Source organism: Hymenobacter setariae, from assembly GCF_007713685.1.
Taxonomy (GTDB): Bacteria; Bacteroidota; Bacteroidia; order Cytophagales; family Hymenobacteraceae; genus Hymenobacter; species Hymenobacter setariae.
Map to the genome: position 1 here is coordinate 1,319,799 of NZ_VMRJ01000001.1, position 12,097 is coordinate 1,331,895.

At 56.3% G+C, this 12,097-nt stretch carries 12 protein-coding genes; 5 read left to right on the forward strand and 7 right to left on the reverse strand.

Annotated features, from left to right (window positions below; translation table 11 throughout):
* Window positions 1-27 precede the first annotated feature (27 nt).
* Entirely contained in the window at window positions 28-393 is a 366-nt protein-coding gene (locus FNT36_RS05500) for a hypothetical protein (protein ID WP_144845136.1), read from the reverse strand.
* A gap of 12 nt (window positions 394-405) precedes the next feature.
* The gene (locus FNT36_RS05505) at window positions 406-879 is read right to left on the reverse strand and encodes a hypothetical protein (protein WP_144845138.1); all 474 of its coding nucleotides are present in this window, start codon (window positions 877-879) and stop codon (window positions 406-408) included.
* Between the two features lie 141 nt (window positions 880-1,020).
* On the opposite strand from FNT36_RS05505, the gene FNT36_RS05510 reads away from it, so the two are divergent.
* Complete coding sequence (locus FNT36_RS05510; protein WP_144845141.1) at window positions 1,021-1,296, forward strand: GNAT family N-acetyltransferase; 276 nt, start codon at window positions 1,021-1,023, stop codon at window positions 1,294-1,296.
* A 120-nt stretch (window positions 1,297-1,416) separates the two neighbouring features.
* On the opposite strand, the gene FNT36_RS05515 is transcribed toward FNT36_RS05510, so the two are convergent.
* Both FNT36_RS05515 and FNT36_RS05520 read right to left on the reverse strand, forming a co-directional pair.
* Window positions 1,417-2,814: a cytochrome P450 gene (locus tag FNT36_RS05515; RefSeq protein ID WP_233635695.1), complete on the reverse strand. Its 1,398-nt coding sequence runs from the start codon at window positions 2,812-2,814 to the stop codon at window positions 1,417-1,419.
* A 199-nt stretch (window positions 2,815-3,013) separates the two neighbouring features.
* Window positions 3,014-3,571: a hypothetical protein gene (locus FNT36_RS05520; protein ID WP_144845145.1), complete on the reverse strand. Its 558-nt coding sequence runs from the start codon at window positions 3,569-3,571 to the stop codon at window positions 3,014-3,016.
* Window positions 3,572-3,688: 117 nt separating this feature from the next.
* Between FNT36_RS05520 and FNT36_RS05525 the strand changes: the two genes are divergently transcribed.
* The 4 genes from FNT36_RS05525 (at window position 3,689) to FNT36_RS05540 (ending at window position 9,097) form a co-directional block, all read left to right on the forward strand.
* Window positions 3,689-4,549 carry an aldo/keto reductase gene (locus FNT36_RS05525; RefSeq protein ID WP_144845147.1) on the forward strand — a complete coding sequence of 287 codons (861 nt, stop codon included), beginning with the start codon at window positions 3,689-3,691 and terminating at the stop codon, window positions 4,547-4,549.
* A 168-nt stretch (window positions 4,550-4,717) separates the two neighbouring features.
* Window positions 4,718-5,743 (forward strand): aldo/keto reductase, encoded by a 1,026-nt coding sequence (locus FNT36_RS05530; protein WP_144845149.1) that lies wholly within the window; start codon window positions 4,718-4,720, stop codon window positions 5,741-5,743.
* Window positions 5,744-5,911: 168 nt separating this feature from the next.
* Window positions 5,912-6,202 carry an ATP-dependent Clp protease adaptor ClpS gene (locus tag FNT36_RS05535; protein WP_144845151.1) on the forward strand — a complete coding sequence of 97 codons (291 nt, stop codon included), beginning with the start codon at window positions 5,912-5,914 and terminating at the stop codon, window positions 6,200-6,202.
* 1,806 nt (window positions 6,203-8,008) lie between these two features.
* Complete coding sequence (locus tag FNT36_RS05540) at window positions 8,009-9,097, forward strand: adenylate/guanylate cyclase domain-containing protein (RefSeq protein WP_233635696.1); 1,089 nt, start codon at window positions 8,009-8,011, stop codon at window positions 9,095-9,097.
* On the opposite strand, the gene FNT36_RS05545 is transcribed toward FNT36_RS05540, so the two are convergent.
* The 3 genes from FNT36_RS05545 to FNT36_RS05555 form a co-directional block, all read right to left on the reverse strand.
* The gene (locus tag FNT36_RS05545) at window positions 9,089-9,952 is read right to left on the reverse strand and encodes a helix-turn-helix domain-containing protein (protein ID WP_144845155.1); all 864 of its coding nucleotides are present in this window, start codon (window positions 9,950-9,952) and stop codon (window positions 9,089-9,091) included. The two genes, FNT36_RS05540 and FNT36_RS05545, sit on opposite strands and share 9 nt — an antisense overlap.
* 150 nt (window positions 9,953-10,102) lie before the next feature.
* The gene (locus FNT36_RS05550) at window positions 10,103-10,915 is read right to left on the reverse strand and encodes an oxidoreductase (protein WP_144845157.1); all 813 of its coding nucleotides are present in this window, start codon (window positions 10,913-10,915) and stop codon (window positions 10,103-10,105) included.
* A 184-nt stretch (window positions 10,916-11,099) separates the two neighbouring features.
* Window positions 11,100-12,020: a DUF6268 family outer membrane beta-barrel protein gene (locus tag FNT36_RS05555; RefSeq protein WP_144845159.1), complete on the reverse strand. Its 921-nt coding sequence runs from the start codon at window positions 12,018-12,020 to the stop codon at window positions 11,100-11,102.
* Window positions 12,021-12,097: the final 77 nt, after the last annotated feature.

Genomic DNA, 12,097 nt, shown 5'->3' on the forward strand with positions numbered 1-12,097 from the left:
TTTTTAGTAAGTTATTGCTTCTTTATGCTACTCTTCCGGGTCGCTCTCAGCAGTCAGGTTTTTGCCTTGGTGCTGCATTTCGGGCAGCGTAAAATTGGCGTCGCGCGGGTGGATGAGCTGGTCGGGCAGATTGAGGTCACTGTCGGGAGCCGAGCCCACGGGAGGCTGCTCGTCCGAGCGTAGTGAGTCGTCCATCATATCAGCCATGCGCTGGCCGCTGGCATTGTTGTCGTCGGTGACTTGGCCGTAGGTCTCGCGGTCGAGAAAGCTATCCGATTCCTTTTCGGTTTCGGTTTGCGGCGTCACGTTTTGGGTTTCGGCGCTGGCCGCACCAGAAGCGGTGGCGGCGGCGCGGTCGTTGTTATCGGGCTCGTTAGGCTGAGGCGAAGTCATGAGAGAAGTTACTTAGTCGTTAGAATGTTCTTTGTCGTTGCTTTCTTCCCAGCTGGCCTCGCGGTGGCCGCCGGCGTAGCGCTCATCATCGCTCGACCAGGCAGCGCGCTGCTCGTCAGTTTCTTTATTCTGAGCAGCTTTTACCTCGCCAGGAGCTTGATTTTGCTCGATATGGCCCTGCTGGTGGTCGGGGCTAGCAGCGTCGGCGCTGGTGCCATAGTCCTCAGTAACGGGCTGGCCGGGCTTGCGAAATTCACTGAACTCGTCAGGGTTATCGTTGCTGCCGTCATTTTTATGTTGGGTAGGCACAGCTGGCTCGGTTTCGTTGGCTTTGCCAAAATTGCCGTAGCGTGGCGTGCCAGCTTCGGCTTGGTCAGCGGTGGTGTCTACTTGTAGGTGGGCCTGCTCGGCGCGACGCTGCTGGTCTTCGGGCAGGTCGTTTTTATCGTTGGTGGTCGGGCCGTCGGGGCTAGGGAAGGTGCTCATGATGGGAGGGAAAGAAAAGCTAGCAGAAAACTATATCGGGCCAGGCCCGTCTTGTGCTTACTCCGGTTTGCCGTTTGTGGTTTCGGCCCTCACTGGTGCCGGTAGCCCACCTAGGGCCTCGGTCCACTTTCTTTTTCCCTTATGTCTATTCAGCACCACCCCGACGAGCAAGCCTTCACCGCTGGCTCGGCTAGCGAACCCGCCGAGCTAGCTTACTCGCTGCCCGCCCCTGGCGTCATCGACTTCACCCACACATTCGTGCCCGAAGAAGCGCGTGGCCAAGGCCAAGCCGATGAGTTGGCTCGCGCTGGCCTTGCCTACGCCCGCCAGCAGCACCTCAAAGTGCGCACTAGCTGCGAGTTTATGCAAGCCTTCGTGCAGCGTCATCAGCAAGAATACCAAGATATTCTAGCGTAAACATGCTTTGTCCTTGCAGAGAGGCCCGGCGAAATAATTGCACTAGAACAGATTTTCTAAATGCGATTGCTTCGTCGGGCCTTCTTGCAAAAGCAACCTTTCTCTTATCTAATCACTCAATTATCGCTGCTCGAAACGTAGCCGCAGCTCGCCAGCAGGCCGTAGCGTCACGAGCGGGTTCATGCCGGGCGGGGTCTCGGCCGTGGGCAGCACCCGGTAGCGGCGCAGCGTTTGAATAAGCACAAGCTGAAGCTCAGTGAGGGCAAAATGGCTACCCACGCACAACCTAGGGCCGCCGCCGAAAGGCAAGTAGCCGTAGGTGGGGAGTGCCGGCTGAGCATCGGCCGCAAAGCGCTCGGGGCGAAAGGCTTCGGCATCGGGCCACAGGCCCGCGTGGTGGTGCACGCCGTACACATAGAGCGAGAAAACACTACCCTTAGGAATGGCCACGCCCTGAAACTCGTCGTCTTCGGTGGCTACGCGGTCGATTATCCAGGCAGGCGGGTAGAGGCGCATGGCCTCCTGCACCACTTGCAGTGCATAGGACAGGCGCGGCAAGCCAGCAAACTCTACTTCTTGGCCATTGGGCAGCTCGCGGTTTATTTCTTCTGCTAATCGGTCCTGCACCTCGGGATGGCGGGCCAGTAGGAAGAAGGCCCAAGCCAGGGCATTGGCCGAGGTTTCGTGGCCCGCTACCAGCAAGATGTTGAGCTCATCAATCAGCTGATGCTCGGTCATGGGCTCGCCGGTGTCTTCGTAGCGGGCGTCGAGCAGCATTTGCAACAGGTCGTCAGGCGGGGCAGCATCGGCCGGAGCGGCGGCCTGGGCGGTGCGGTGCCGCGCTATGGCCGCGCGCACCAGCTCGCGCAGGCGCCGGGCCAGGTCGTCGTGCTGTCGGTAGCGCCCGCGCAGGTGCTGCACGGGCCGCAAGTAGGGCTGCCGAATGGTAGTGACGTAAAACAGCTGAATGGCCGTGAGCCAGTCGCTGAGTTGCATTAGCTCCTCATCGCTTAGGCTATCACCAAACACCGACCGCGCCACGATGCGAAACGCCACCCGCGTCATGGCGGCGTGGGCTTCGACCTCCACAGGGCCCTGGGCGGCACCTAGGGCCGCGAGCTCGGCCACCCACTCATCGGCCGCAGCCCGCATAAGGCGCGTGAGGCCCGCCAACCGCTGCCGATGAAAGCCCGGCTGAATAAGCCGGCGCTGGCGCAGCCAGTCGGCACCCTCGTTGGTGAGCAAGCCCTTGCCTAGGTAGCGCAGCAGGCCGTGCGTAAGGTCCGACTTGTGGTAGCGGCGGTGGTTCTTCTGCAAAATATGTTGCACCAAGGCCGGGTCGCGCGTCACGATGGAGGGCTTAACGCCGCCTAGGTACAAGTGCACAGTGTCGCCGTAGGCCGCCAGCACCTTATTAAGGTTGCCCACTGGGTCGCGGGCCATGCGTAAAGACTGGCGCAGCGTAAGCCAGCGCGGCACCTGCGGCCAGGTGGAGGAAGTGGTGACGGGAGTAGGCATAGTAGTAAGAGCTGATGTTAGGTAGTCATAAGAACCAGTAGATACAACTGTTGTCATTGCGAGCACAGCAAAGCAATCTTTGCTGGCGCCGCCTCACTTACGTCAGCTAACGCGAAGGAAAGATTGCTTCGCTGTGCTCGCAATGACAAGCGTTCTCTGGGGCTTGCGTGGTCAACCTGAACACTAACATTAGACTCATTTACTCCGGTAGCACCAGTTCCCTAGGTAGCTCAAACTTCAATTCGCGGCTCTTGCTGCGGCCGTGCAGCTGGGTCAGAAACTCGTCTAGCTCGGGCTTGTATTCTAGCCACAAGTCTTCGTGCAGGCTCTTCAGAATGAGCTGGGTGAGGCGGGCGGCCAGTCGGGCCGTGCCCACAAAAAACCCTTGGTACACGCTGTCGAACTGCCCGGTGTAGTTCTCAAAAATCAGCCGCAGTGTGTACATACTGAGGTCGATTTCGAGCTGCTTATTTTTGGTGATGCGCCGAGCACGGGCCGCTTCCTGCAACGACAGGCGCAGGGCTTTTACGAGGCTGCGGTTGAGCAAGCGCCCGGTCACGGCCACATTAAAGAGTTCGTGGATGCGGTCGGCGCTGGTTTCGTGCACGCTTTCGAGCGTCACGTCGGGCAAGAGCTCAAAGCTGAAGGTGTCGTAGAGCTCGGCATCGCGGCGCACGGCGCGCAGCACCAGCGCCTCCTTCTCCTTGTCGGAAAGGCGACCTAGGGCTTTTTTAAAGTCGGACGAGGGAACTGGCATAAGCCGCGAAGCTAAGCCCGGCGCTGAACACCACGCGCGCGGGCCGGTTTAATAGAGCAACACCCAGGCAGTACTACTGCTTGTTCCACACTTCATTAAACCCACATTTTCCTTTCCATGAGCACCCCCACGTCCACCTACGCCAAAACCTTCACCATTGGCGGCGACCTCACCGTCAACCGCCTCGGCTACGGCGCCATGCGCATCACCGGCCCCGGCATCTGGGGCCCACCCCAAGACCACGACGAAAGCATCCGCGTGCTCAAGCGCGCCGTGGAGCTAGGTATCGACTTCATCGACACTGCCGATAGCTACGGCCCCAATGTATCGGAAGAGCTGATTGCCGAAGCGCTGCACCCCTACCCTGCCGGCTTAGTGGTAGCCACTAAAGGCGGCCTGCTGCGCACCGGTCCCAATCAGTGGCCCGTCGATGCCAGCCCCAAGCATCTCGAAGAAGCGCTACACGGCAGCCTCAAGCGCCTAAAAGTCGAGCAGATTGACCTCTACCAGCTGCACCGCATCGACGACAAGGTGCCCGCCGAAGACACCTTCCGCTTTCTGCAAAAAGCGCAGCAAGAGGGCCTCGTGAAGCACATCGGGCTATCAGAAGTAGATGTCGACCAGATTAAAAAAGCGCAAGAATTCTTCCCAGTGGTATCGGTGCAGAACATGTACTCGGTCGATAACCGCAAGTGGGAGCCCGTGCTCGACTACACTCGCGAGCAAAACATGGCATTCATTCCGTGGTACCCCTTAGCTGGCGGCAATGCCGAGGCCCTGAAAGCGCTCGACCAAATCTCCCAAAAGCACGGCGCCACCCCGCAGCAAATTGCCTTGAGCTGGCTGCTGCACCACTCGCCCAACATCCTGCTCATTCCCGGCACGTCGAAGGTCAACCACCTAGAAGAAAACGTAAAAACGGCCGACATCGCCCTGTCAGAAGAAGATATGGCCACGCTGGACAAGGTAGGCAAGTAGCCTTTTTTGAGTAACCCCACCCCCGTCCCCTCCCCTCCGGGAGAGGGGAGCCGACTGCAAGCAGACGTGAGCGAACGTCATTTAGTCGTCAGGCTCCCCTCTCCCGGAGGGGAGGGGACGGGGGTGGGGTCTTACGAGCACTACGCGAACAATTAAAATCAACCTACTATGAAATACAACCTCTTAGGCAACACGGGTCTGAAAGTATCGGAGCTCTGCCTGGGCACCATGACCTTCGGCACCACGGGCGGCCGCTTCGGTGCCATCAGTGGCGTAGACCAGGCTGGGGCCGACGCCCTCACCAAGCGCGCCCTCGATGCGGGCATTAACTTCATCGACACAGCCAATGTGTACAGCGAAGGCCACTCAGAAGAAATAACCGGCCAGGCCCTGCACAACCTCGGCATCAATCGCTACGACGTGGTGCTGGCGACCAAGGTGCGCGGCAAAATGGGCGACGGCCCCAACGATGCCGGCCTCACGCGCAAGCACATTATCGCCCAGGCCGAAGCCAGCCTCAAGCGCCTAGGTACCGACTACATCGACCTGTACCAGACGCACAGCTTCGACCCTCTCACGCCGTGGGAGGAAACCCTGCGCGCCCTCGACGACCTCGTGCGCAGCGGCAAGGTGCGCTATATCGGGGCCAGCAACGTGGCCGCCTGGCAGCTGATGAAGGCCCTAGGTGTGTCGCACTATCAGCACCTCGAAAAGTACGTGTCGCTGCAAGCCTACTACACCATTGCGGGCCGCGAGCTAGAGCGCGAGCTGGTGCCCCTGCTGCTCGACCAAAAGGTGGGCCTCATGGTGTGGAGCCCGCTGGCTGGCGGCTTCCTCAGCGGCAAATACACCCGCGAAAACCAGCAGGCCGAAGGCCGCCGCGGGGGCAACAACTTCGACTTTCCGCCCGTCAACAAAGACTTGGCTTTTGATATCATCGACAAGCTACGGCCAATGGCCGAAGCCAAGGGCAGCACCGTGGCCGCCTTGTCGCTGGCGTGGCTGCTGCACCAGAAAGTGGTGAGCACCGTCATTATTGGAGCCAAGAAAATGGAGCAGCTCCAAGACAATTTAAAAGCCGTTGACGTGCAGTTCACTCCCGAAGAATTGCAGCAGCTCGACGAGGTCAGCAAGCTCGCCCCCGAATACCCGGGCTGGATGCTGGAGTTTACGAAAGGCGACCGCCAAGCGTAGTAGCCGGACCTAGCGCCTCCCGACCCACGGGCTTATTCTCGCATGGGAATAAGCCCGTAGGTCGGGAGGCTTTTTGGTGGGGTATCTAGGAACCGAAACCACGGGTTTTGGGGTTATAATCTGATGCCAATCCTCTATCGGCGGCCCTGGCTGTCGTATTTTTGCCTTATGGCTTTTCCCGCTACTCGCCCGCAGATTGATTATGACGAAGATGTACTCACGCTCGAAGAAGAGCAGGAGCTACGCACGCTCATTGTGTACAACGACGACGTGAACACCTTCGAGCACGTCATCCAGACGCTTATCGACGTGTGCGAGCACGAGCCCGAGCAAGCCGAGCAGTGCACACTGCTCATCCACTACAAAGGCAAGTGCGCGGTTAAGAACGGCACTTTTGAGGAGCTGGCGCCCCGCTGCTCGGCCATTCACGACCGGGGTATATCGGCGGACATTGTTTGATTTTATGATATTTATTGCATGGTACGTGAGTCCTGACCAGCTCTAATCACGCACTACATATAAAGTACTATTCATAAACCTGATTGCGTTGACTAATGGTCAACTATTTGCTATCTAACCGCGGCTGGTACTACCGCCCGGTGGATTGCTTGCGAATGCGGCTTAGGACTTCACGCGATATGCTTGGGTAGCAATCAGGCACAGCAGAATGCGCTGATGAAAAATCAGGACAAAATTTCACAAACGCCTAGCAGTTGCCTCGGTGGAGCCGCTACTGGCTACGCACAGCCGATTAATTTGTGCCTCCAGATGGTTGTCGAGCACATAAAAGGTGGGGGTGTCGCGCTTCAACTGCTCCCAGTCGTCGCGGGTCCGGGCCTAGAGCAGCACCTAAGAGTCTTTTAACGTATCAATGATATCCTGCACCAGCAGACTAGTGCGAAAGCTCTCGGCGTTAATAATTCGACAGTAAAGGGCAACACGTGCTCCTGGCCGGTACCATCGGTACAGTAGAGACGCAGGCAGTCCTATATAACAAACGTAATGGCGTGGCTCACCTCCCCGGCGCGCAGTAGCACTTGCCGCCGCTTCAGGTGCTTATGGATGGCCGCGGCTTCGAAGTACGCTATTTCCGCGTCGGTAAAAGTACCTTTAGCAGTCAGGTAATTTCGGAATACGTCAACTATGGCGAGGCCCGTTGTGGAATAAGGCGTAAGGCACCGACCGAGTGCGACACCTTTCGTTAGAGAGAATAGAGAAACGCCTGACTGAGTATAGGTTTGGTGAGCAGACTGGTAGCAGCTAGCAGGCGGCGACACTTGTTACACCTCTTTAATGACAAATGTCTCCATTTTGCCCTCACTGCCAGCCACGCACCGGGACACCGCTTGACAACTAATGAGTCAAACATCATCCTAAAAATCTACAAAGAGCACGCCTTGCAGAAACTTGACTAGTCGGAGGCCATTATCCATCCCAACGTAAAGGCAAATAGCCCGGTAAGCCGGGACGTAGTCAGGCTCACAGTCCTTCAGCAATTCGATAATGTTTTTGATACGGCTTTCCAGCCCCGCGCTGACCTCCTTGACCACTACGTTGTGGGCGAACAGGGCCTAGTCATGATTAAACGACCCTGGACGCACGAAGACAAGCGCTTCCACGGCATTCCTAACCGGTAAATACGGTACATCCGTAGAGAGCTTTCTGTTTCGGATTGAGAACAACTTGGTTAGGCATTGGAATGTAGCCGACCACTCGCTTGACCTCGCCAACTACCTGTATGACCAGGGTATGAAGCTACCGTGGGTCGTTATGCCGCTGGTCCTAATTGTGGGTTAAGTTACAGCCTCCAAGTGGGCGCAAGCCGGCTATAAGCGGTACAAAAGGCCAGTACAACAGCTATAGCGGCCGTCACTTTAGCGGGGCGTTCCTGTTGCCGCCAGCTGGGTATTTATGCTATTGGCCTAGGTGCCGCAACTAAGGCAGGGAAATTAGTCCTACTTTTCTAATACCCCCTGCGGTAAAAACGATGATAGCTACTTGTTCATCTCTGCTCTCAAAATGAGGTTATGTACTATGATAACAAGCAATCATAGTACATAACCTGGAAAAAGAAGGACTTTTTCAGAAGCTTAAGAAGAAATAGGTTGTTGATTCTCCAAGCCGCTCAGTGGCTATTAGCAGAAATGCTCGTCTATTACAACTATTGCGCAACCCCACAAATTTCTGCGCGCGATGGTAGGCTGGGCTATTTTATATAGTAATATCGACGTGCTATCAGCTCGCAGTCGTTACCTACCCCCGTGTATGCCCGCTTATCTTACTGCTTCTGCTACCCGCTCCGCCCGGTTTTGGGCGGCTCGCCGTCATGTGCTCCAAACGATTGCTAGCATTGGAGGAGCGTTCGTCGTGGTACTGGTGGCACTCATGCTTTTACTGTGGGTACCTACGCGGGCCCTACTTCCACTAGTTTTCATTGGTTTGCCTATTGGCTGGGCACTGGGTATTCTAGAGGTTGTCGTGTTTCCGGCGCTAGTGCAGCGGCTGCCGCTGCGCGGGGCTATCTTTTTACAGGGTATTGGCCACTTGCTGCTGCTACTAGTACTACACGGTAGCCTCAGGCTACTGGCACACCGCCTAGGCCAACGCCAGCTCTGGCCAGAGCCGGCGTTGGCCGCTACGGAGCCCGTTCGACAGTGGCTGCTAGTTCCTATCATCTACGTCTTAGCTGTAGTGGTGACCTCGCTGCTGCGGCAACTGCTCCAGGGTATGAGCCGCGAGCGTTTGCGGGAACTGCTGAACGGCCGTTACCAGCAGCCGGAAGCGGAAAACCGGATTTTCCTTTTTGTCGATTTGAAAGACTCGACGCACCTAGCGGAGACCCTAGGCAATGACCAGTACAGCCGCCTGGTACGCGACTTTTTTCGCGACGTAAGCCCGGCCATTGCGGCGGCCCACGGGGAGGTGTATCAGTACGTGGGCGATGAAGTAGTCGTCACCTGGCCTTCCGCTAGGGGGTTGAAGTTCGCCAACTGCCTGCATTGCTTTTTTGACATGCAGCGCGCCATTGCCGAGCGGCACGAGGCTTACCAGCGGGCCTACGGCGTGGTGCCCTCCTTTAAGGCGGGGGCCCACGGCGGCTTGGTTACTACGGTGCTAGTGGGAACGCAGCACCGGGAGCTAGTCTACCACGGCGATGTACTCAATACCACCGCACGCATTCAGGCCCAGTGCAATGCGTTAGGTAGTCGATTTTTAATTTCCGCCGAGTTGCGCCGGCAGCTGGGCGAGCAGCCCGAATTTCAGTTTACTGCCCTTGGCGGGCAGACGCTGCGTGGAAAAGCGGGCGCCACGGAGCTGCTCGACGTGCAACTCTACCTGCCTATTTTAACTTAACGAAGTGGCCAGACCTGGGCCGCTCTGCCCTGGTAGGTGTTTCGCCCTGGCGAGGATTTGCAAGGCGGTGAGGGTCTGTCCAAACTGCTTTTTGAACGCGTACGAAAAGTGCGACAAGGTTTCAAACCCTAATTCCAGATAAATGTCCGACGGACGTTTATTCTTTTGGGTAACCAGAAAGTGCGCTTGTTCTAAGCGTTGTTTTTGCAACCACTTTTCGGGCGTGGTGCTGAAAATTCTGGCAAAATCACGCTTAAATGTCGACAAGCTCCGGCCCGTTAGCTTCGCAAATTGGGTCAACGGCACATTGTAGGAAAAATGCCGGTGCATGTACGCTTCCAAGTCTAGTTTGTGAGGCTCACTGAAGTCAAACAAAAAGTTTTTCAAGGCCGGGTTGCGCAGTAATAACGCAATGACTTCGGTGGTTTTTGCTTGGGCTAAAATTGGAGTTAGCTTTTCGGGCTGTTCGAAATACGGCAGCAGCGAATTAAAATAGCCGCTCAAGAATGCGTCATTTTCTACGAGCGAAACTGGTTCGCCAGTATAGACGCCGTCGGCTTTTACTTGATGTTGTGCGCTGTATTCTTTCAGCGTTTCTTGCTCTAAGAATACCGTAATCGTGGCAAACGGTTTTTGCCCGTCGGGCTTCTTGACCACTTTCAGCAATTGGTTTCGCTTCACCAAACACAACGAACCGGTCGGATAGGTAATGACGCCATCAGCCATATAATGGTCGGCGCTGCCCGACATGATGATGCCAATGTAGCTTTCATACACGAAGGGGTCGTGGCCAAAAGGGGTTTCGTCGTGGCACGTATACAAGAGAACGTTGCGGGTTTTGTGCGCTTGATACATAGGGGTAGGAAAGCCGCCGAGTTACAGCAGGATAGGATTACCGGGCTGGGTGGGCACTGGCAAATTAGTGTCGCCTAGGGGATGTGGGGTGAGCAAGTGAAAACGGGCTAGCCCTTTCAGCTGCCCTAGTCTCCTACCGATAAAGGGCCCCTATTTCATCTGGCTCATCAGCATTCGGTCGAACAACTTATCCGACAAAATCTTGCGTAGAAACAACATCGGCTTGGCCATGTAGCCGCCGCTGTAGCGGGTTTTCGGGTTTTTAGCCTCCATACTGGTTTTAATCAGCTTGGCTATCACAATCGGCTCGGGCACATTGCCGGCTACTTTTTCAAAGGATTTTTTGAAACCCGTTACCAGCCCGGCGTAGGCGGTCTTGCCCGATACGCGCATCAGGCTATCTACCGCAATGTTGCCCCATTCTGATTTAGTGCCGCCCGGTTGAATCACGACGACATTCACCCCGAAGGGCTGCACTTCCAAGCGCATGGCATCGCTCAGGGCTTCGAGGGCAAATTTGCTGGCGTGGTACCACCCACCTAGGGGCGAGGCGATTTTGCCGCCGACCGACGACACATTGATGATTTTGCCGTAGTGGTTTTCGCGCATTTTCGGCAGTACTAACTGCGCCAAGCGCATGGCTCCAAACACGTTTACTTCCAGCTGGTATTTGGCATCCGACAGCGCCACATCTTCAATGGCCCCGTAGGAACCGAAGCCGGCGTTGTTCACCAAAATGTCAATGCTGCCGGCTTCCTGGAAAATCTGTTCCACGCAGGCCGTAATGCTGTCATCTTGGGTGACGTCCAGCGCCACGGGTTTGATGCCGTAGCTTTTCAGCTCTTGCATCTTTTCTACCCGGCGGGCGGCGCCGTAAACCGTGTAGCCGTTTTGGGCTAAGTAAATAGCGGTGGCCTTCCCAATGCCTGCCGAAGCCCCCGTAACCAGAACTGTCTTTTGCATGATTTCCTGCGATTAGTGTGATGCAAAATTAGATTCGGTCTAAAAGCGTGGGTTTTGTGAAACGTCCAAAGAATTGTCGTGAAACGTCCATCTTGTAAAGGGCCATTGCTTACTGCGGAATGTCATGACCCACCTAGGAAAAGCTTCGCTACTAGGCGTGGGGCGCTGGGCCCTGCTACTTTGGCTACTTGGTGAAGATGCGATAGCTCAAAGCGAGGCGGAAAGTCAGGCCCTTCTCAATTTCCGGACTGATGGGCCTAGGTTCCGTTCCTAGGACAAAGAAGTCCACGTTGTCGGCTTTGTCGTTTTCCTGGAAAACCTCCAGGTTGCGGATAAGCGAGTAGCCTACTTTGGCGCGCAAGGCCAGGCCGGGTTTGAGATTGTACTCGGCAAACACCCCTGGAATGGCGAAGGAATACCGCAGGTACTGATTATCCTGCGCCAGGCGGTAGCTGCTGTTCCCGGCCTGGAGGTCAAACCCAGTATTGAACTTGGCATTGTGCGCATAGTTGATGGTCAGAGTGGTGGGGGCATCGCCGAAGATGCGCACCTTCTTCGACACCTGCCAGTCGAGGCCCACTTGCACGATATACAACGCCCCGTAGTACTGCTGGCGGTACCCTAGGGAGCCCCGCAGCGACAGCGTAGGGTTTACTTTGTAGACGCCTCGCACCAGGCCGCCGAACAGAAAGTCTTCCCCCTTTATGCCTTTGAAGTCGGAACTCAAGGTGGGTAGAAAGAGGACGTCCAGCCGCAGCTTGTCCGACAGGCGGCGGTTATAGCCTATCGTAGGGGTCACCGAATAAAGGTTATTCACTTCAAATCCGGGCCGCGTGCCGTAAAACGAAAACGCTTCGGTTTGCACTCCCAAAATCAGGTACTGCGACTTGTCCTCCTTCAAGAAGTAGGGGATTCCCATATTAAACCGGGTGATGCTAGCGCGGAAATCGTGTTTTTGCCTTTCGTGATTATTGAGGCTAAGCGGCAGCAATTCGGAACTGACATTAACGCCTTCCTGGTAACCTTGGGCGTAGGTGGTGTGGGGGAGGGCTAGGGCCGCCGCAGCTAGGGTGCCGAGCAAATACGAACGCAGGGAAGTGGACATGGGCTTGGTCAAGTAAGAAGGTGACTAAAAATTGAATCCTGCGAGCCAGCGCTTACTGGCCCAGCAATGCCCTAGGC

Coding starts and splice junctions, on each gene's coding strand:
- FNT36_RS05500 (WP_144845136.1), bottom strand. CDS start 393: ATGACTTCGCCTCAGCCTAACGAGCCCGATAACAACGACCGCGCCGCC.
- FNT36_RS05505 (WP_144845138.1), bottom strand. CDS start 879: ATGAGCACCTTCCCTAGCCCCGACGGCCCGACCACCAACGATAAAAAC.
- FNT36_RS05510 (WP_144845141.1), top strand. CDS start 1,021: ATGTCTATTCAGCACCACCCCGACGAGCAAGCCTTCACCGCTGGCTCG.
- FNT36_RS05515 (WP_233635695.1), bottom strand. CDS start 2,814: ATGCCTACTCCCGTCACCACTTCCTCCACCTGGCCGCAGGTGCCGCGC.
- FNT36_RS05520 (WP_144845145.1), bottom strand. CDS start 3,571: ATGCCAGTTCCCTCGTCCGACTTTAAAAAAGCCCTAGGTCGCCTTTCC.
- FNT36_RS05525 (WP_144845147.1), top strand. CDS start 3,689: ATGAGCACCCCCACGTCCACCTACGCCAAAACCTTCACCATTGGCGGC.
- FNT36_RS05530 (WP_144845149.1), top strand. CDS start 4,718: ATGAAATACAACCTCTTAGGCAACACGGGTCTGAAAGTATCGGAGCTC.
- FNT36_RS05535 (WP_144845151.1), top strand. CDS start 5,912: ATGGCTTTTCCCGCTACTCGCCCGCAGATTGATTATGACGAAGATGTA.
- FNT36_RS05540 (WP_233635696.1), top strand. CDS start 8,009: ATGCCCGCTTATCTTACTGCTTCTGCTACCCGCTCCGCCCGGTTTTGG.
- FNT36_RS05545 (WP_144845155.1), bottom strand. CDS start 9,952: ATGTATCAAGCGCACAAAACCCGCAACGTTCTCTTGTATACGTGCCAC.
- FNT36_RS05550 (WP_144845157.1), bottom strand. CDS start 10,915: ATGCAAAAGACAGTTCTGGTTACGGGGGCTTCGGCAGGCATTGGGAAG.
- FNT36_RS05555 (WP_144845159.1), bottom strand. CDS start 12,020: ATGTCCACTTCCCTGCGTTCGTATTTGCTCGGCACCCTAGCTGCGGCG.